Origin of the sequence: Blautia sp. DFI.3.45, assembly GCF_020593505.1 — a bacterium.
Taxonomy (GTDB): Bacteria; Bacillota; Clostridia; order Lachnospirales; family Lachnospiraceae; genus Blautia_A; species Blautia_A wexlerae.
Genome location: NZ_JAJDMI010000038.1, coordinates 15,632 through 36,984, shown reverse-complemented (window position 1 = coordinate 36,984; position 21,353 = coordinate 15,632). Strand labels below are relative to the sequence as shown.

At 40.7% G+C, this 21,353-nt stretch carries 15 protein-coding genes; 2 read left to right on the top strand and 13 right to left on the bottom strand.

Annotated elements, in window-relative coordinates:
• Positions 1-56 precede the first annotated feature (56 nt).
• From LJE09_RS12705 to LJE09_RS12685, 5 genes are all read right to left on the bottom strand, one after another.
• Positions 57-2,012, bottom strand: coding sequence for a fructose-1,6-bisphosphatase (locus tag LJE09_RS12705; protein ID WP_118339982.1), 1,956 nt, complete (start codon positions 2,010-2,012; stop codon positions 57-59).
• 97 nt (positions 2,013-2,109) lie between these two features.
• Positions 2,110-6,600, bottom strand: coding sequence for a PolC-type DNA polymerase III (locus LJE09_RS12700; RefSeq protein ID WP_227311406.1), 4,491 nt, complete (start codon positions 6,598-6,600; stop codon positions 2,110-2,112).
• 46 nt (positions 6,601-6,646) lie between these two features.
• The gene (gene ispG, locus LJE09_RS12695; RefSeq protein ID WP_173703093.1) at positions 6,647-7,699 is read right to left on the bottom strand and encodes a flavodoxin-dependent (E)-4-hydroxy-3-methylbut-2-enyl-diphosphate synthase; all 1,053 of its coding nucleotides are present in this window, start codon (positions 7,697-7,699) and stop codon (positions 6,647-6,649) included.
• A gap of 85 nt (positions 7,700-7,784) precedes the next feature.
• A complete protein-coding gene (locus tag LJE09_RS12690; protein WP_055057245.1) occupies positions 7,785-8,924 on the bottom strand; it encodes a toxic anion resistance protein in 1,140 nt (379 codons plus the stop codon).
• A 34-nt stretch (positions 8,925-8,958) separates the two neighbouring features.
• Positions 8,959-10,251, bottom strand: coding sequence for a 5-bromo-4-chloroindolyl phosphate hydrolysis family protein (locus LJE09_RS12685; RefSeq protein WP_055057246.1), 1,293 nt, complete (start codon positions 10,249-10,251; stop codon positions 8,959-8,961).
• 228 nt (positions 10,252-10,479) lie between these two features.
• On the opposite strand from LJE09_RS12685, the gene LJE09_RS12680 reads away from it, so the two are divergent.
• Positions 10,480-11,505 (top strand): branched-chain amino acid aminotransferase, encoded by a 1,026-nt coding sequence (locus LJE09_RS12680; RefSeq protein ID WP_008705724.1) that lies wholly within the window; start codon positions 10,480-10,482, stop codon positions 11,503-11,505.
• Positions 11,506-11,719: 214 nt separating this feature from the next.
• Here the strand turns inward: LJE09_RS12680 and LJE09_RS12675 are convergent, their stop codons facing one another.
• The 8 genes from LJE09_RS12675 to LJE09_RS12640 form a co-directional block, all read right to left on the bottom strand.
• A complete protein-coding gene (locus tag LJE09_RS12675) occupies positions 11,720-12,211 on the bottom strand; it encodes a dihydrofolate reductase (RefSeq protein ID WP_227311405.1) in 492 nt (163 codons plus the stop codon).
• 104 nt (positions 12,212-12,315) lie between these two features.
• On the bottom strand, positions 12,316-13,164 hold the full coding sequence (gene thyA / locus LJE09_RS12670) for a thymidylate synthase (protein WP_022381165.1): 849 nt from the start codon (positions 13,162-13,164) through the stop codon (positions 12,316-12,318).
• 39 nt (positions 13,165-13,203) lie between these two features.
• The gene (locus LJE09_RS12665; RefSeq protein ID WP_227311404.1) at positions 13,204-14,181 is read right to left on the bottom strand and encodes a diacylglycerol/lipid kinase family protein; all 978 of its coding nucleotides are present in this window, start codon (positions 14,179-14,181) and stop codon (positions 13,204-13,206) included.
• A gap of 1,209 nt (positions 14,182-15,390) precedes the next feature.
• Positions 15,391-16,626, bottom strand: coding sequence for an ABC transporter permease (locus LJE09_RS12660; RefSeq protein WP_227311403.1), 1,236 nt, complete (start codon positions 16,624-16,626; stop codon positions 15,391-15,393).
• A gap of 8 nt (positions 16,627-16,634) precedes the next feature.
• Positions 16,635-17,510, bottom strand: a complete 876-nt coding sequence (locus LJE09_RS12655; protein ID WP_008705734.1) for an ABC transporter ATP-binding protein — start codon at positions 17,508-17,510, stop codon at positions 16,635-16,637.
• Complete coding sequence (locus tag LJE09_RS12650; protein ID WP_118587197.1) at positions 17,482-18,252, bottom strand: hypothetical protein; 771 nt, start codon at positions 18,250-18,252, stop codon at positions 17,482-17,484. Before LJE09_RS12650 ends, LJE09_RS12655 begins: the two co-directional genes overlap by 29 nt.
• Positions 18,242-18,760: an RNA polymerase sigma factor gene (locus tag LJE09_RS12645; RefSeq protein ID WP_161276635.1), complete on the bottom strand. Its 519-nt coding sequence runs from the start codon at positions 18,758-18,760 to the stop codon at positions 18,242-18,244. The genes LJE09_RS12650 and LJE09_RS12645 overlap by 11 nt, the downstream gene beginning before the upstream one ends.
• Before the next feature lie 191 nt (positions 18,761-18,951).
• Positions 18,952-19,149 (bottom strand): hypothetical protein, encoded by a 198-nt coding sequence (locus LJE09_RS12640; RefSeq protein WP_118587193.1) that lies wholly within the window; start codon positions 19,147-19,149, stop codon positions 18,952-18,954.
• A gap of 372 nt (positions 19,150-19,521) precedes the next feature.
• Here LJE09_RS12640 and LJE09_RS12635 point away from each other — a divergent pair, with 372 nt between their 5' ends.
• Positions 19,522-21,192 (top strand): glycoside hydrolase family 13 protein, encoded by a 1,671-nt coding sequence (locus LJE09_RS12635; protein WP_227311402.1) that lies wholly within the window; start codon positions 19,522-19,524, stop codon positions 21,190-21,192.
• Positions 21,193-21,353: the final 161 nt, after the last annotated feature.

The window sequence follows — 21,353 nt, the reverse complement described above, 5'->3', positions numbered from 1 at the left end:
TTTTGGCATATTCATGCCAAAACACCTCGCGGGATAGTGGTATGTGAACAGTAACCTTATTTCTTTTCCTTGATGATACCTGTTCTGTATGCATCCAGCAGCTGGATCAATTCCTGTATTCTCTCTTTCAGCGCATGACCTGTATCTGTATCACCCACAAGCTGGCGTCTGGACATGTAGCTGACTGCCACGCGGTTCGATACAATATCAGTCTCTCTTGCCACAGCATCTGCTTTGGACGTAAACGGTTCATGAGCAGTAAGATTCAGTCCATAGGAATTATAGATCAGCGTATATCCGGCAATTCCCGTTACTTTCTGATATGGCTTGGAAAAACCACCGTCAATCACGATAACCTTTCCATCACATTTTACAGGACTTTCTCCTTCACTCTGGTGTACCGGAACATGGCCATTGATGATATGCCCTTTTTCCGGATCCAGACCAAATTCACGAAGCATATTATCTACCACTTCTTCATTCTCCCAGAGGCGGTAATAAGCATTCTTCTTCTCTTCATGTGTAGAAGGATCCTCTATGAAATATCTTTCAAAAGTACTCATCTTGCTCTTGCCAAACAATGGTGAATTCGGAGCTGCCCAGATATACCACATAATATCTCTGCCCTTCTTCTGTTCTTCTTTTCCTACAGAATAGAATGCTCTGCGCACATAGGTTTCCAGTACATCGTACAGTTCTTTTCCCTTGTAGCTTTTTCCATAAATCTGTACTTCCCGGAATGTTCCGTCTTCATTCAGAGGAATGCTTCCATGAAACAGAAGATTTCCGTTATATACTGTATAAAGCCCGCCTTTGTCAAGTAGGAGGCGGATGTGGTTTTGCAGTTTTTCACAGTTTCTGAATGCAGAGGACAGTTTGTCCATAACTTCTTTTTCTCCGGCTGTAAGTTCGTATGGATGTTTCCAGTCAATAGTCGGAAAATTATTGTCGCGAAGCGGATATTCTTTTCCGTCAGGCAGTGTGATCGTCCCTTTTTCCGGATTGATCCGATGAAGAAGTGCTCTGTCTTCCATCTGGAATTCTTTATGTCTGCGCACCAGTTTACCTTCTAATTTAAACTGGATCACAGCAATAGCCTTGTGCATTTTTTTGCCCAGTTCTTCCTCAAGAACATTATAATTGGAAGCACCTTTCATAGCAAAAATCTCGCAGGGATCATCCTTATACGCCTCCATCACAAAGGTCGCCAGAGGAAGCATATTGATTCCGTATCCATCCTCAAGAATATCCAGATTTCCGTAACGGATACTGTTTCTTACCACTGTTGCAATACAGGCTTTCTGTCCTGCTGCCGCACCCATCCAGACAACATCATGGTTTCCCCACTGAATATCCAGGGAGTGATACTGCATCAGGCGATCCATAATGAAATGTGGAGCAGGACCTCTGTCATAAATATCCCCCAGAATATGTAAATGATCTACGACCAGACGCTGGATCAGTTCTGCAAGCGCAATGATAAAATTCTCCGCACTGCCGATCTCAATGATCGTATTTACAATGGAATCATAATATGCCTCTTTGTCAAGAACCTCCGCTTTCTCTGTGATCAGTTCTTCGATCACATAGGCATAATCTGCGGGAAGAGCTTTTCGTACTTTGGATCTGGTATATTTGGAGGCTGTTGTCTTACAGATTTCAATAAGACGGTAGAGAGTGATCTTATACCAGTTTTCCATATCTTCTTCTGTATCTTTGACAAGATCCATCTTCTCTTTCGGATAATAGATCAGAGTTGCCAGAGAACGCTTATCATTGTTGCTTAATGTATGTCCAAACACATCATCAATCTTCTTCCTCACTGCACCGGAACCATTTCTGAGCACATGTGAAAACGCCTGATACTCCCCATGAAGGTCTGACATAAAGTGTTCCGTTCCCTTCGGCAGATTCAGGATTGACTGAAGATTGATAATCTCCGTAGATGCCTTTCCGATTGTAGGATAAATTTCTGCAAGTCTCTGTAAATATCTAAGTTCGTCTTTCTTCATATCCATCTCCTGTTATCATATATTATGATGTCAGGGCATTTTATGTTGCTGTCTGCACCATGCCCTGCAACACACTTTGCGGTCACAGAATTTATGCTCATCCTGTAAAGTCAAATAATGACATCTGGTTCGACTGCGGGATATCTCCGAATAATTTCAGATCATCCATCAGATCAATAACCGTTTTGCTGACCTTTGTTCTGTCGCGGAAGTCGTCTTTTGACAAGAATTTTCCCTGTTTTGCAGCATCAACCACTGCATCTGCCGCCTTATCTCCCAGTCCGTCAATAGTTGCAAGTGACGGCATCAGTTTCCCATCCACGATCTGAAATCTCTGTGCCTTGGCAGTATAAAGATCAATCGGTACAAATTCAAATCCACGTGCGTACATTTCCTGTACAATACGCATATCCTTCAGGGTATCCAGTTCTTTTTTAGATGCTGAATCACCTTTTTTGCGAATTTCTGCCATATAATACTCCAGGCGTTCCTTTCCCATACACATCAGCTCATAGGAGAACGCTGTGGCGCGGATACTGAAATATGCCGCATAGTATGCCAGTGGCTGAAACACCTTATACCACGCAATTCTGTATGCCATCATAACGTATGCTGCTGCGTGGGCCTTCGGGAACATATACTTGATCAGCTTACAGGACCAGATATACCAGTCCGGAACTCCATGCTCTTTCATGGTCTCGATCCACTCATCACGAAGACCTTTTCCCTTACGGACACTCTCCATGATCGTAAATGCAAGGCCACTTTCCACTCCTTTTCCGATAAGGTAGATCATAATATCGTCTCGGGTACAGATAGCTGTGGAAATGGTTGCCTTACCCTCCTGGATCAACACCTGGGCATTACCCAGCCATACATCCGTACCATGAGAAAGCCCTGCAATACGGATCAGGTCAGAGAAGTATTTCGGCTTGGTGTCAATAAGCATCTGCATGGCGAAATCTGTACCAAATTCCGGGATTCCCAGACATCCGAGCTTACATCCGCCAATATCTTCCGGTTCAATTTTCAAAGCCTTTGTACTTGCAAACAATGACATGACATCCCTCTGATCCAGGGGAACATCCCTTGCACTGATTCCCGTTAAATCCTCCAGCATTCGGATCATAGTGGGATCATCGTGTCCAAGTATATCAAGCTTCAGCAGGTTTCCGTCAATAGAATGGTAATCAAAATGTGTGGTGATAATGTCACTGTTCACATCATTCGCAGGGTGCTGGACAGGAGTAAATTTCTCAATCTCCTCACCTACAGGAAGTACGATAATGCCTCCCGGATGCTGTCCTGTTGTACGCCGCACGCCTGTACATCCCTGTACGATGCGGTTGATCTCACAGTAACGTTTATGCACACCACGCTCTTCAAAATAATTCTTCACATAACCAAATGCAGTTTTCTCCGCAAGCGTACCGATAGTCCCTGCCTTGAATGTCTGCCCCTTACCGAAAATAACCTCTGTATATCTGTGTGCATTAGCCTGATACTCTCCTGAAAAGTTAAGGTCAATATCCGGTTCCTTATCTCCCTTGAATCCAAGGAATGTCTCAAAAGGAATGTCAAACCCTTCTTTTTTCATCCTGGTTCCACATTTCGGACAGATCTTATCCGGCATATCACACCCCGCCATACCTGCATACTGCTTTACTTCCGGTGAATCAAAATCACTGTATTTGCAGTCCGGATTAGGACAGAGATAATGCGGTGGCAGAGGATTTACCTCTGTGATACCGGACATGGTAGCTGCCAGAGAAGATCCTACAGAACCTCGCGAACCTACCAGATAACCATCTTCATTTGACTTCCATACAAGCTTCTGTGCAATGATATACATTACGGCATACCCATTGGAAATGATTGAATTCAGTTCCCTGTCAAGCCTGCTTTCCACAATCTCCGGCAATGGATCTCCATACATTTCATGCGCTTTTGTAAAACAGATATTCTTCAGATCCTGGTCGGAATTCTCAATGACCGGCGGGAATTTGTCCGGATGAATAGGTGATATCTTCTCAATCATATCTGCGATCTTATTTGTATTTGTAATGACAACTTCTTCTGCTTTCTCGCTTCCCAGATAGGCAAATTCTTCCAGCATTTCCTCTGTGGTACGTAAATACAACGGTGCCTGCTCATCTGCATCTGAGAATCCGTTTCCGGCCATAATGATCCTTCTGTAAATCTCATCCTGTGGATCCATGAAATGCACATCACAGGTTGCAACTACCGGTTTCTTAAACTGCTCTCCAAGCTTAACGATCTTCCTGTTTATCTCCTTCAGGTCTTCTTCGGAACTGATCATATCATGCTTATCATCTGCTATCATAAATCTGTTATTTCCAACAGGCTGGATCTCCAGATAATCATAGAAATTTACCAGTCTGGCTATCTCAGTATCCGGTGCATTTCTCAGAATTGCCTGATACAGTTCCCCTGCTTCACAGGCACTTCCCACCAGAAGTCCGTCTCTGTACTGCTCCAGCACACTTTTGGGAACACGTGGACGTCTGTGATAATACTTCAGGTGCGACTGACTCACTAATTTATACAGATTAATGCGCCCTGTCTCATTTCTGGCAAAAATGATCACATGGTAGGTCGGCAGTTTCCTGATAGTATTTACAGAAACAGCTCCCTGCTCATTCAGCATATCCACATCCCGGATATCACGCTCTTCCAGCATCTTTACAAACTTCACAAAAATCTCTGCAGTACATGCGGCATCATCTACTGCCCGGTGATGATTTTCCAGTGAAACCCCAACTGCTTTTGCTACCGTATCCAGCTTAAATCTGTTCAATGCAGGAAGCAGGAAACGGGCCATACCGACCGTATCTACATAAGTAAAATCATGTGCGATTCCCAGTCTGTCACAGTTTTTCATAATAAATCCCATATCAAAGTCCGCATTGTGTGCAACCATAACCGCATCCTTGCTGAATTCAAGGAATTTCGGAAGCACTTCTTCGATAGTCGGGGCATCCATGACCATACTGTCATTGATACTGGTCAGCTGTTCAATGCGAAAAGGAATCGGTACCTTTGGATTTACAAATGTGGAAAAACGGTCCGTAATCTCACCATTTTCTACCAGTACGGCGCCAATCTCTATGATCTGACAGGTCAGCGAAGAAAAACCTGTTGTCTCAATATCAAAGACCACAAATCTACCGTTCAGCTTCTGACCTTTTCCATTGGTCACCATACCTTTTAAATCATCTACCAGATAGCCTTCCATTCCATAAAGAACCTTAAAATCAGAATCCTTCGGCACACATCCGCCCCAGGCATCGAAACAGTGATTTGCCTCCGGAAACGCCTGTACAACCCCATGGTCTGTAATGGCAATGGCAGGATGTCCCCACTCATAAGCACGTTTCACCAGAGATTTGGCATCCGTAACCCCATCCATATCGCTCATCTTTGTATGACAGTGAAGCTCTACTCTTTTCTGTGGGCTGGTATCTACTCTGGCAGTTGTAAAATTGGCAATTTTCTTAATCCCGGCTATGGATGCAATCGTCAGTTCACTGTCAAAACGGTCTACTGTTGTCACACCGCGAAACTTCAGAAAAGCCCCCTTCTTTACATGTTCTGTCACTTCCGGCACCTGTTCATTGCGCAAAAACATCTTCACAACAATACTGTCCGTAAAGTCTGTGATCGGGAAGATAAGAATTGTTTTTTCATTACGGATTTCTCTGGCTTCAACCTCCATAACCTGTCCACGGACGATCACCTCACCCATCTCACCGGTAATCGTCTCAAGTGCAACAGGCTCTCCTTCGAAATCTCTTCCATAGATAACATCCGGATTGCTGTCCCTTCTGAATCCACCCCGGAAATCTCCCTTCCTGTTGTCTTTGCGGTCTGCAAATGCAGCTTTTTTGTCCTTCTTTTCCTGCTGTCCCTTATCAGTCTTTTTCTCTGCTTTCTTCTCTGCTGTTCCTGCTTCTTCAGACTGAGCCGGCTCTTCATTCTTACTGTTTAATTTCGCATGACGGATTACATTTTCCACTTCCTGAGCGATCTGCACTGCTGCATTCTTACGGTACTTACTTTCCTGCGTCTCCCTGAACTCAAGTTCCACTTTTAAGTCCATTCCGCATCTTTCGCAGAAAACCTTCTGCAGATATTCAATCAGGACCTCGCTCTTTTCTCTGGCTATTACAGAATCAGGCAGGATCATATGAAGATCATTTTCTCCGGGAAAAGAAATCTGCGCCTGTCTGAACATATTGTATTCCAGCATATTGTAGCTGCGCAGTTCCAGTTCCATGCTGGATCTGTAAGTTTCCAGAAAGTTCTGAGGATTGTACTGACCGGAAAGGCGGAATTTCTCAATAACTGTAACTGTTACATTCAGTCCTGCAAAAATCTGTCTCTCTATCTGTTCTTCCAGTTCAAAGATATGCTTCTTATGAATCCAGCGTTCACTTTTTATATACACCCATATATGAGTTCTGGAAGGATTGCAGGACACTCTGGTCACAAAAACCATGTCCAGCAGTTCTTCCAGTTCTTTCTTCACTTTTAAGCTGGGAAATACGTCAAAAAAGTCTTTTTCCAAAATAAAATCTCCTCGTTGATCTGACAGGAAGTCTTCGTTCCAAATGTTACTTCCAGTTCAGAAGTTCTTCCCGCAACGTATCCAAAAGCTGATCTTCCGGAACTTTCTTTATGATCTCACCATGTTTGATCAGAAGTCCCACACCAACTCCGCCTGCAATTCCGATATCTGCCTCTTTTGCTTCTCCGGGTCCGTTTACCACACAGCCCATAACTGCTACTTTAATATCATGCGGGATATCCTGCACCATGGTTTCTACCTTATTTGCAAGACCGATCAGATCGATCTGTGTGCGTCCACAGGTTGGACATGACACAACTTCTATGCCACCTTTGCGAAGCCCCAGAGTTTTCAGGATACGTTTTGCGGATTTAATCTCTTCTAAAGGTGCTCCTGTAAGAGAGACACGAATGGTGTCACCGATTCCCTGATTCAGGATAATCCCCAGTCCGATAGCAGATTTAATGTTTCCGGAATAAAGAGTTCCGGCTTCTGTGATTCCTACATGAAGTGGATAATTCGTCTTCTCCGCGATCAGTTCATGAGCCTTTGCACACATAAGGACATCCGAAGATTTGATGCTGATCACCAGATTGTCATATCCCAGGTCTTCGATGATATGAACTTTATCCAACGCACTCTCCACCAGTCCCTCTGCAGTGACTCCATGATATTTCTCCACAAGTTCTTTCTCAAGAGAACCGCTGTTTACACCAACACGAATGGGTATTCCTCGCTCCTTTGCCACATCAACCACTGCTTTGATTCGCTCTGTACTGCCGATATTTCCGGGATTGATCCGGATCTTATCTGCACCGTTTTCCATGGCTGCAATAGCAAGACGATAATCAAAATGGATATCTGCCACAAGTGGTATATGGATCTGTTTTTTGATTTCCTTCAGTGCTTTTGCAGCTTCCATAGTCGGTACTGCACAACGGATAATATCACAGCCAGCCTGCTCCAGTGCCAGGATCTGAGCTACTGTCTGTTCTACATCTTCAGTTTTTGTATTTGTCATGGACTGGATTAAAATCGGGTTGCCGCCGCCAATCTTTCTGTCTCCGATCTGAATCACTTTTGTATGATCTCTGTACATAATTTTCCTCTTCTCTCATTTGGTATCAAACAGATATTCACAATCCGCTTTACAGTTTGATTAATTTACGTGTACTGCTGAACAGCTATCTGATTTCCAGAAGTTTTCTCTTCAGTTCTTCTTCCATGCGGTGCATTTCCATCTCTGCTGCCTGTCTCTTCTGACGGCCTTCCATCTGGATCCGCATCACATCATCCAGAGTCTGGATCAAATCTGCATTTGTCTTCTGGAGTGTTTCAAGGTCAACTATTCCACGCTCTGATTCTTTCGCTGTCTCAACCGTTGCCATATGAAGTGTCTCTGCATTCTTTCTGAGAAGTTCATTGGTAATATCTGTTACCTGTCTCTGTGCCTGTGCCGCTTCTGCAGAGTGAGCAATTCCCAGAGCAAGCACCATCTGACTTTTCCATAATGGAATTGTGTTTACGATCGTTGTCTGTATTTTCTCAACCATTACCGTATCATTATTCTGGATCAGCCGGATCTGAGGCGCTGTCTGCATGGCAATCGTACGGGTAAGTTCCAAATCATGCAGTTTCTTTTCAAATCTGCTACATTTCTCATCCAGGTCTCTGGCTGCCTGCGCGTCTTCGGGAAGCCCGCTCAGAGCTGCCTTATTTTTCATTTCTGCAAGCTTTCCGTTTCTGGTTTCTTCCAGTTTCTTTTTTCCGGCAAGGATATACATGGTAAGTTCTTTAAAATAATTCAGGTTCTGTTCATACATCTTGTCCAGCATAGCAGAATCTTTCATAAGGCGCACCTGATGTTGCTGAAGAGAATCTGTAATCTTCTCCACATTGGCTTGTGCTTTGTCATATTTGTTTTTCAGATTTTCAATCTTAGAAGTCTGCTTTCTGAAAAATCCAAAGAATTTTCCTTCCTCCTGTACATCGAAATCTTTCAGTTCTCCCACAACATTACTGATCAGTTCTCCAATCTCACCCAGATCCTGTGTCTTTACATTCTCAAGAGCTGTATCAGAAAAGTCCGCCATTTTTTTCTGGGTTCCTGCACCATACTGAAGAATCTGATTAGTATTCTCAATATCAATCTTTACAGCAAAATCATTTACCATTTTCCGTTCTTCCGGTGTCAGTACAGGCACTTCTTCCTTCTGTAGCTGCTTTTTGGGGATCACTTCTTCTTTCTTTTCAAGCTCTCCAAGATCCGGCTCCAGTGTTAATGATGGTGTTTCCATTTCAAAATCTTTAAATTCGTTTCCCATGTCCTCTGCCGCTCCTTTTTATCCTTTTTTATTTTCAGTTCTTTTTCATTTTTGCAAAGTCATCATCTGTCAGACCTTCCTGTGCAAGCAGCGTATGAAGCACTGAAATATCACTTGAAACATCCCACGCAGTATCCTGAAAGACAGAATCCAGAAGTTTTTCAAATGCCTGATTCAGTGTATCCAGTGTATCCTCTATCTCCTTTTTGGATGCCTGGATATTCTCTCCCTGCACAGGCTGCTGATCCATTTCTTCATATGCATCCAGCAGCTTTACTGTCATGGGCAGATAATAATTCATCAGTTTCTTCAGATCCGGAATAATCTCCGGATGCTTCTGCGCCCGTTCAAAAATCTTCTCCACAATCAGTTCCATTCTGGATATTTTTGCAGAAATCTCCATTCCAGGAATCGCATCGTTGCTCCTGTGGATCTTATCCAGAAATTCATTTCCTTTATCCTGCACTTCCTGCACTTCAGGCGGTGTGTTCTTTCTGTTTCTCTCCTGTTCAGCCTGATATTTCTCTTCTTCCTGTTTCTTCTGCTCAAGTGCCTTCTGCGTCTGCGTATATTGCAGATAAGTCTCATTACTGGTAATCAGACAAGTTTCCTGCTCATCAATATGTCCCTGACGGAACCATCTGTCATCAATCATCTTTTTAATATCTTTTTTAACGAATTTCACCGGCTTATTTACTGCTGCAGACAATTGTTCAAAATTACAGTATGTGTGATTTCCCAGTGTGTCAATATACTTCTGAAAACGTTCCAGTTTACCCAGTTTTTTAATGCCGCCTGCGAGAAGTCCCACTCCTGTCAAAGCTCCGACTGCCATAAAACAAGTTCCACCGGTCACAAGGGAACTCATATGTCCCACTGCGCCAAAGATGCTAAGGACCAGAGTTCCCAGTCCCATTCCACTGGCAAGGATTCCACCTGAAACAGCAATCATCATACCTTTCATTCTTCCCCCGGTGTTCCTTTCATAAAGAGTCAGCATCTTCTCTTTTGCTTTCTCCTTCTCAATCCTCTGACGTTCCTGCTCCTGTTCACGCCTGCGCTTTTCTTCAAATTCTTTTGTTTTATTGCGGTATACCCCGGAATCACCGGACTGACTGTTTCCGGTTCCAAATACATTATTCAGACCATTTTTGATTACCTCGCTTCCGGAATCTACAGCAGAATTTACTGCGCTGTTAACAGTCTGTCCCACCGTCTGCTTAATATCCTCGGTCATCTGGCGGTAATCTTTAGTAGAAACTGCTGTGTCTATGATCTTTTTTATTTTGTCTCCAAGTTCTCCTAATTCATCAAAATTCTCGCTCATATTTTCCTCCATTTTCTATTCCATATTATAGCGAAATCCTCTATAAAAAACAAGACTGGCGGATTTTTTGTTACTGTATGTGAACAGTAACACGATTTTTCAATTTTTCATTAAAATTGGAAATTTCCCATTGAACTTAGCAGACAAAAGTTTTACAATGGTAAAGAGATAAACAGTAATCACACTTGTAAATACTGTAAATATGTGTGAACGGAGGAAAGATTCATTATGGAAAAAAAGAATATCGACTGGAGCAGCTTAGGCTTCGGTTACGTACAGACCGATTATCGTTATGTATCTAAATTCAAAGACGGCGCATGGGATGCCGGAGAACTGACAACAGATCCTAATGTAACACTGAACGAATGTGCAGGTGTTTTCCAATATGCGCAGACAGTTTTCGAAGGAATGAAGGCTTACACTACAGAAGACGGACATATCGTTACTTTCCGTCCTGACTTAAATGCAGAACGTATGGCAAACTCAGCAAAGAGACTTGAGATGCCTGTATTCCCGGAAGACCGTTTTGTTGATGCAATTGTTCAGACTGTAAAAGCTAACGCAGCATATGTTCCGCCATACGGTTCAGGCGCAACTTTATATGTTCGTCCATATATGATGGGTACTAACCCGGTTATCGGTGTAAAACCTGCTGATGAGTATATGTTCCGTGTATTCACTACACCTGTAGGACCATACTTCAAAGGCGGTGCTAAACCAATTACAATCCGCGTCAGTGATTTCGATCGCGCTGCACCTCATGGAACAGGCCATATCAAAGCAGGTCTTAACTATGCAATGAGCTTACATGCAATCGTAGATGCTCACAAGAACGGATTCGATGAGAACATGTATCTTGATGCAGCTACACGTACCAAGGTAGAAGAAACAGGCGGTGCTAACTTCATTTTCGTTACAAAAGACGGCAAAGTTGTCACACCGAAGTCCAACAGTATCCTTCCTTCTATCACACGTCGTTCCTTAATCTATGTTGCCAAGGAATACCTGGGATTAGAAGCTGAGGAAAGAGAAATATACTTCGATGAAGTGAAAGATTTCGCTGAATGTGGTCTCTGCGGTACTGCTGCAGTTATCTCTCCTGTCGGAAAGATTGTTGACCATGGTAAAGAAATCTGTTTCCCAAGCGGAATGGAGAAAATGGGTCCGGTTATCCAGAAACTCTATGACACATTAACAGGTATCCAGATGGGACGTATCCAGGCTCCGGAAGGATGGCTGAAAGTTATTGAATAAATAACATCTGACTGCCAGACAGTTAACGTCTTTCAACATCAGAAGAATTGTTGCTGTTCATACACTGCTATCCCGCTGAGAACGTAATGAATAGTAACGTAGATTTTCACTATACAAAAACATCCCTCAGAATCAGTTTAAACACATTCTGAGGGATATTTTTTTCTTTTACATCACTGGTTTTTCCGGCTTTTCCGGCTCTGCTTTGTTTCTTCTATTTCTTTCTCTCATACTTCACAAACTGATACTCCAGATCAAAGTATGTCTGCTCATCGCTCTCTCCCGTAATTTCCCATTCATCATCTTCGTCCAGATTTGGAAAATGACTGTCTGCTTCATATGCAAAGTCAATCTTTGTCACATGAGCTACATCACAGTACGGAAGCATCTGCGCATAAATGCTGTCACCACCTAGACAGTAAACATCTTCTGCCGGATATTTCTTTATCTCTTCCAGCGCTTCTTCAATACTGTGTACTATGATCGCACCCTTTACCTCATATTCTTTATTGGATGTGATCACAATATTGATCCTGTTTTTAAGCGGAAGTCCGTTTGGAAAACTTTCCAGAGTTTTTCTTCCCATCACTACTACTTTTCCACTTGTTTCCTCACGAAACATCTTCATATCTGCCGGAATACTTACCAGAAGCTGGTTGTTCTTGCCGATTCCCCAGTTTTTATCTGCTGCTACGATAACATTCATTTGAATTTTCCTCTCTTGATTTTATATTGTCAATTTAAGTCAGGCGAACAAAATCATCCGCATTCGCTACTTGCTCATAACCAGATAATTGCTCCACAGTTTGGTTAAACGGCAATCGGAATATTCTTAATCTGCGGCCATGTCTCATAATTCTCCACGATCAGGTCATCTGTTGTAAACTGATAGAAATCCTTCACTTCCGGATTCAGTTTCACAACAGGTGCAGGATATGGTTTTCTCTGGATCAGTTCCTTTATCAGCGGGATATGACGGTCATAGATATGGCAGTCTGCCACTACATGAAGCAGTTCCCCTGCTTCCATATCACATACCTGAGCCATCATCATAAGCAGAAGTGCATACTGACATACATTCCAGTTATTCGCTGCAAGGATATCCTGTGAACGCTGATTGAGGATTGCATTCAGAGTCAGCTTATCGTTCCCCGGTGTCTGTGTCACATTAAATGTCATGGAATATGCACAGGGATACAGATTCATCTCATGGAGATCCTGATGCACATAAATATTGGTCATAATTCTTCGGCTGAACGGATTATTTTTCAAATCATAGATCACTCTGTCTACCTGATCCATCATTCCTTCTTTGTACTGATGTTTCACGCCAAGCTGATACCCATATGCCTTACCGATAGAACCACTCTCATCTGCCCAGCTGTCCCAGATATGGCTGTGAAGATCATGGATATTGTTGGATTTCTTCTGCCAGATCCAGAGGATCTCATCCATGGCACTCTTTAACGCTGTACGTCTGAGTGTCATAGCCGGAAATTCCTTTCTCAGATCATATCTGTTTACCACTCCGAATTTCTTGATCGTATATGCCGGAGTTCCATCCTCCCACACAGGGCGGACTTTTTCTCCTTCCGTACTTGTCCCGTTTTCCAGGATATCCTGACACATTTTTATAAATACATCATCTGCGTAACTCATTTTTCTTTACACTCCTGTTTTTCTGTTTTTTATATTGTTTCAGGTCTTACTTGAATCCCCTTTCTGCTCATGCAGCAGCCACAGTTTCTTCTCCAGACACCGAAATTCCACTCTCGTCACATCTGCACAGTACTCTCCGTCTGCATGGAGCACCATTGGCTTATCCAGAATCAGGCGAAATCCTTTTTCATTTCTGATAGTAAAACCATTAATATGCTCCTGCTTTGCAGCAACCAGAAACGGAAGCAGGAAAAAAGTCTGCCATTTGGCGATTCCGGATGCACTGCCAAGCGAGAGCAGACCGTCCTGCACCGATGCATGAGGTGCCATAGGAACCCCTCCGCCTTCTGCCGGCAGATTCATAGCTGCCGCAAAGATCATCTTCGGAAGAATATAGCCTCCATGTTCTGTCACCACCTTTGCATTAGCTGTCTCCATGGTAAAAAGAGACTGCACCGTCAATGCAAGATATGTAAGCTTACCCAGATGGAAACGGTTTAAAACCTGTTTCAGTCTGGAATGAAGTGCTTTTTTACACACAAGTGCATCCAGTCCCAGGCCGGAACTGATTCCAAAAATCCGCGGCTTCTCACAGCCTTCCCAGCTTACCTGCCCCAGATCTATCCTGTAAAGTGCTTCACCTCTCTGATCCTTTCGGATACAGGCACAGATTTCCCTCAGGCTCTCCTTCGGTGTTTTCGGCAGTTTCAAATTTCTGCCAAAATCATTCCCTGAACCAGTGGGGATCACGCCCAAACGTACCTTATCAAAGTCAGTAATACCATTCAGGACTTCATTGATCGTACCGTCTCCCCCAACCACCAGCAGATAGACAGGCTCTTCACCCTTCACCCGGGAAATCTGCTCAGCCAGTTTCGCAGCATGCCCTTCATATCTGGTCATATGGGCTTCATATTTTATTTTGTATCCCCGAAGCAGGCGCTGTGTCTCCTTCCATACCCTGTGTGCCTGTCCTGTCCCAGCTCCATTATTTACAATAATCTGTATCCTTCTCATTCTTCCTCACTCATATATTATATTTTCTGCCGTTTCTTCTATCTCGTTATAAATGCCAATACCTATACTATACAATATTTATCCATCACATACAAGACTTCGAAACTTCGAAAATCCTCTTTCACCGTCTGTCCAGTTGCTGTTCACACATCACTATCCTTAGACATTGTTCCGCATAATAGAACATTTTTCACCATCCTCATCTTCATATTCATCATCTTCCTCACCAGGACTGTAAAGAGGATAGATTTCATGAAGATACTCTTCTTCCAGATCAGACTGAAACCATTCCTGTCTGTTTTTGATTTTATTGATGTTTTCGGTGAAGCAGAAAAGAAATTCGCCCTTTTCAACATCATAATATTTACTTTCCCTAAGCGAGATGTAAGTCCGATTTTTTCCATATTTAACTTATAGGCTGTAATATACAGGTATCTTACAGGCTTTTTGTCGGAGTCTTCATATCTGGCAATAAAAGTTGCTTGTGTGGATATGATGTTCCTGGCATCAGCATTTATCAGAAAGACCACTGGACCGGTATTCCTGGATCAGATTCAGCCATTCTTTATCTGTACGTCTTGGATTGGATTTCTTTTAGGCATAAAAATTCAACTTCTGTTTTTTATTTGGAGTGGGATCAGCACAGGTACCAGAAGAACTGAAGTGAAATGGTCCTAAGTGCAAAAAACTGGAAAAGTTATAGAGATACTGTCTCACCTTCATAGCAGGTGGTTTATTTTTTTCCAAAGCTCCGTTTTTCGGATCAGCGAAAAACTCCACAATGGCAAACAGGGCTTTGCCCTAACAAATAGGAGAAAGGCTACTTTCACCCAATGATGAAAGCAGCCTTTCTCCCGTATTATTCATACAAATTTACGCGCTTGCTCTGTCTGCATTACTTGCTGTAGAAGCATTAGAGCCATGATTCCAAGGCAAGCAGTTGCAACCGCAGTTGCTGCAGTTATCACTGTCGCCTAACGCACTGGAAAATGCGATACCATTACGGCACATACACGCTCTAGTAAGTATAGAAATTACTATCATCAATAAAATATATTTACGGTCAATTTTCCAAATATATTTTATGCAGTATATAGTGTTATTTATCATACGACTTTTTTCTTTTCTCAATCCCTCACATCCTTATATCACTGTGTCTAGGGAATATTCCCTAGACACAGTGGAGAGGCCTCTCCACTGAAACCTTTGCTATTTATTTACTTGATGTTTCCGGAAAATAATATATCCCAAAACTGAACAGAGTACTGCTACTATTGCATTTACCAAAATTGCCATAACCGGCCAACTCAACACAATATTTCCTATACTATATGCCGTATACGACTGAAAGGAAAAATCTGCTATTTTAGGTGGTAGTAAAGATAGTACATGGCTCCACACATATCCCCCCGTATCCAGTGATACAAATGTTGGGATTATAATCAACAGAAATGCGACAATAATAACCGCATAAGTGTTTTTCAATAAAGCAGACATAAAAAGTGTTATTCCCATAATTCCTAATGTAAAGAAATATCCCAATAATAATGTTATTCCTACCGCTTCTCCCATTGTAAGATTATATCCGACAGACATAGCTGGATACTTTAATTGAATAGGTAAATCTGCACCTTGTGTTCCTAAAAAAATCATATAGATACTTGAATAGATCAATGTTATTCCCCAGTAAACACCTGTTGCATATAACCATCCAGAAATAATCTTTGCCAAAATCAACTTACTTCTTCCATATTTCATGCATAAAATTAATGAATCACATTTAGACTGATATTCACCAGCAAATATTGGTGCAATTCCTATACAAATCAGCATCATAATTAACACAGGCCATGTTAATGTATCTAAAATCATACTCCATCCCTTGTGATAACCATATTGATATTCCTGCAAATTTCCTATCTTTTCTTTCCAGTAATCGGCTTCACCAGATGTCAATCGTCCTTGTTCTTTTTGCAAATTTATATATGCAATGTCTCTTTTTATTTGTGCTTTCCGAAAATCTTTCCCAACATTTTCTTCCAAAACTTCTTTTATACTACTACCGCTTCCCGGTTCTCTATATACATTAGTAACTAAACTCAATAACTCTCTGTTCGGAAGATAAAACGTTCTATATACTTCTTCTGACAAGTAATGATATGTTTCGCTTTCTGAATTTGTACCAGGATCTGAAATGTATTTTAAATACCGTCCTACTATATCATTAACGTTTTCCTGTGTTAATTCTATTTTCTTCTGCGTATTCTTCATCACTTCTACAGCACTCATTCCCGAAAAATTTTCACCTTTTTCATTTGTCGCACTTATTTGCATAATACTGGCCCAAACACAAAACACTAAAAACAATCTACAACCAATTATAACTAGTTGAGCTAATCTACTTTTCCATATTTTTTTCCATTCATATTTAATCATCTCACTCATTAGATTTACTACCCTTCTTGTAACTCATCAGAAAAAAGCTTCAAATACAAATCCTCCAAAGTTGGTTCTACAATTATCGCACCCTCTATTGGGGATGACGTAGAAATAACTCTTGCTTCTATAACTTCTTTCATTACATGCGAATTAGCAATACAATGTGTTCTTTCAAAATTACTCCATTGATTATTAGGCACTCTACACGACCATACCTCATTTTTTACCTCTTTCAACAATTCGTCGGCTGGACCTTGTAAAATAAATTTTCCCTTTTTCATGATCAATACTTGATCTGAAATATATTCTATATCTGACACAATATGTGTAGATATAATAATAATTTTGTCCTTTGACATTTCCGCAATAATATTTCTAAAATAAGCACGTTCTTTAGGATCCAGTCCTGCTGTCGGTTCATCTAAAATCAATATTTTAGGATCATTCAATAGTGCTTGCGCAATACCAAGCCGTCTTTTCATTCCTCCTGAAAAAGTCCTAATTTTTCTACCTGCATCTTTTTCTAAATTCACAAGTTTTAATAATTCTTTTGTTTTTCTTTTTGCGAATCTAGGAGGTAATCCTTTAATTGAAGCAATGTATAACATAAAATCATTAGCGGTAAAACCTGGTGTATACCCAAATTCTTGTGGCAAATAACCCAACATATCTCTAAATCGTTCCCCCATCTGTATATTATTTTCACCGTTAATTTTCACTTCACCTGCTGTCGGCTCAATAATTCCACAAATCATTTGCATTAGGGTTGTTTTTCCTGCACCGTTGGCTCCTAAAAAGCCATAAACGCCTTCTCTAAGTTCTGTATCAATACTTTCAACAGCAATTCTATTTTTGAATTGCTTAGATAAATGTTCCATTACTAATCTCATTCAAATTCCCTCCTGTTTTTTTTAATAACTGTTTTATTTCCACTCCAATACCGCTAACTGCAATTAGTCCAAACACTAACCAAATAGCAAAATAACATGTTGCAAATAATTCCACTCCCGATATTTTCAATATAATAATAATACTACTTAAACATATTCCCCACGTCGTTGAATATAGTAGAATGTTTTCTTCATGACATTTATTTAAAATGTACATACAGCCAAAACACATTATTTCATAAGGAACTATTCCGTATAAAATAATCTGCCATATTACCGTTTCCTTTACAAGCGATAGTATTATAGTACTACAAATCAGAAAAAGAAGGTCAAAAATACCGAAAACGATTAGACGGATCATTAAAACTTTACTAAATGAATGTTTTGTAGCCATTTGTATTTCAAACATTCCAGGTTGAAATACATTACATATTTCTTTAGCATTAAACAAACATAAAATAGGACCTGTTGTTGCTATTAACGTCCACACCCAGTTATTACTGTAAACATCCTTTGCTAAAATCAAATATAATATAGAAATTGAAAAAAACGCCTTTAAACTCCATACTTTTTTACTAATAAACCCCAGCTGGTTCAAAAAAAATTCAGTATTTGTCATTCTTTGATTTCCTGAAAACAAATCTATTTTTTTTGCTTCGACAATAACTTTTTCCAATTTATATTCATCATATTGTGGTATATGTAATTGTTGCAATTTTTTCTTCAACGCTTTATCTCTCATATCCTATATCTCCTAATCTGTTTTTTAATATTTTTTCTATCTTTTTAATTTTATACCCCACAGTTGAAGGCGGAATATTTACAATTTGAGCAATATCTTTTACTTTAAAATTCTGATAATATCGCAATATAATCAATTCCTTATCTAATGGATCTAACATCTGTATTTCTCGCCATATATCTATCTGTAATGGAATATTATCTAATGCTCCATCGCAAGAAGCTTCCACTCCTGGTTCCTCTGTTATTTCGTATTTTTTTCGCTGAAAATCTCTTATTGTATTTTTTGCCACTACATATAAATAATTTTTTAATTTCCCATATTCACGATAACTATCAAGGCTTTTTAAAAATTTCAAAAAAACCTCTTGAGTAATATCCTCTGCTGTTTCCCTATTCCCAAGATGAAAAAAACAATATTTGTATATATCAGAATAATATCTCCGTATCAAATCTTCTACTTTTTCTTCATTCAAAAATAAATTTTGAATTTTTTTATTTTCAAACACAAATTTTCTCCTAAAATGCATCAACCATTTATCTCTATATAATGTATAACGATTATCTTAGACAAAAAAACAAAGTTTATTGAGATTTTTTATATTTTATCTTATGATTTTTCTAAAAAAATTCTTATTATAGCAGTCCCAGGTCTACCACCCATAATGGCACTCTCCCTTTATTTTAAACAATATCCCTGTTATCTTCCGGTTCTCTGCTGTTGTTTCCGATCACGGATATAATTCAGCTTTTTCTGATACTCATCCATGACAGCCCTCTCCCAGTCTTCTTTAAATGCTGCATTGATAGAATGGGCAATGTTTTTCAGACAGAAGACATCCTCCAGCGTGATCGTGCAGAATCCCCTTAAATTGTTCGGTTTATCATTCTTTTCCATTGGCAAATTGTTTAAGTTAATGACATTGATTCACTCCGTTCTCAGCAACACTCTTCGCGGCATGTCTTACAGGATTTGTGATCGGATATTCGCGATTGAAGCATTGGATTTACTTACAGCAATTCTATAATTTTGTCAAAAAGTCAAAATAATACATAAATCCGTCAAAATATCGAAAGTATTTTCTCTATAAAGTATTTATTATATATTTATGCAATACAACTATACACAAATTCTAAATTATCAGGGGCAAAAGATATTTACAGCAATCCTTGTAAATAACGCATATTGAGAGGATTGCTATAGTCAGCTCACATAATTCTTATTCAAATCAAACGTACTAAAATATAATATTATCAGGAGGTCTTTACAATGGAAAAAAGATGGTGGAAAGAAAGCGTCGTATATCAGATCTATCCTCGCAGCTTCTGCGACAGCAACGGAGACGGAATCGGTGATCTTAACGGTATCACCGGCAAACTTGACTATTTAAAAGAGCTTGGAATTGACGTAATCTGGCTCTCTCCGGTTTACAAATCACCAAATGATGACAACGGATATGATATCAGTGATTATCAGGCGATCATGGACGAATTCGGAACCATGGAAGACTTCGACCGTATGCTTGCCACAGCTCACAAAAAAGGCATCAAAATCATGATGGATCTGGTTGTAAACCATACCTCTGATGAACACAAATGGTTCATCGAGAGCCGCAAATCCACAGACAATCCTTACAGAGATTACTACATCTGGCGTCCTGCAAAAGAAGACGGAAGCCTTCCGAACAACTGGGGTTCCTGCTTCTCCGGTCCTGCATGGGAATACGACAAGACAACAGATATGTATTTCCTGCACCTGTTCTCCAAGAAACAGCCTGATTTGAACTGGGACAATCCAGCTGTACGTCAGGATGTTTTCGATATGATGAACTGGTGGCTGAAAAAGGGAGTTGACGGATTCCGTATGGACGTTATCAGTCTCATCTCCAAAGAGCCGGGGCTTCCTGACAAAGAAACTGGAATTAACGGTTACGCAACCTTTAATGTATCCGCAAATGGCCCTCATGTACATGAATATCTTCAGGAAATGCGTCAGAAAGCACTGAATAATGCTGACACGATCACTGTAGGCGAATGCTCAGGTGTTACTCTGGAAGAGGCAAAGAAATATGCAAGAAGCGATGAAAAAGAGCTGAACATGGTATTCCAGTTCGAGCATATGGATGTTGACAGTGATGAAAAAGCCGGCAAATGGACAACCAGAAAGATGGATCTGCGCAACCTGAAAAAAATCCTTACACGCTGGCAGAAAGGTCTTCAGGATATTGCATGGAACAGTCTCTACTGGGAAAATCATGACCAGCCAAGAAGCGTTTCCCGTTTCGGCAATGACAGTGACGAATACAGAGAAATCTCTGCAAAAATGCTTGCAACATGTATCCATATGATGCAGGGTACACCTTATGTATATCAGGGTGAGGAACTGGGTATGACAAACTGCCCGTTTAACACTCTTGACAACTTCCGCGACCTTGAAAGTATCAATGCTTTCCACGAATTAACCGAACAGGGTAAGATGACCGAAGAGGACATGATGGCAGCAATCGGTTATAAGGGACGTGACAATGCAAGAACCCCTATGCAGTGGGACGACAGTGCTTACGCAGGTTTCTCCACAACTAACCCCTGGATTATGGTAAACCCGAACTACACTAAGATCAATGCCAAAGATCAGGTTAACCGCGAAGATTCCGTATTCAAATATTATCAGAAACTGATCAAGCTCCGCCATGAAAGTGAACTGATCGTATACGGTACCTATGATCTGATCCTTGATGATGACAAGGATATCTACGCTTATATCCGTACACTTGGCGATGAAAAACTGATCGTATACTGCAATTTCAGCGAGAATACACGTGAAGTAGAGCTTCCTGAAGAATTTACAAACGGAAAAGTTCTTATCTCCAATTACATTGATGCAAAAGTAAACCATAAAATCACTCTCAGACCTTACGAAGCAATCGTAATCCAGAAATAATATTCCGTGCAGGGCTGTTGTCAGATATTTTTTGACGACAGCCTTATATTTTGCATTTTTTAATTATTATCGTTCTCTCCCAAACGACTTATGAGCAACAGTTACAATTTTCTTTTATTTTATTCAAACTTTTTTGTGCAACACTTGCGTTTTCATGTCCC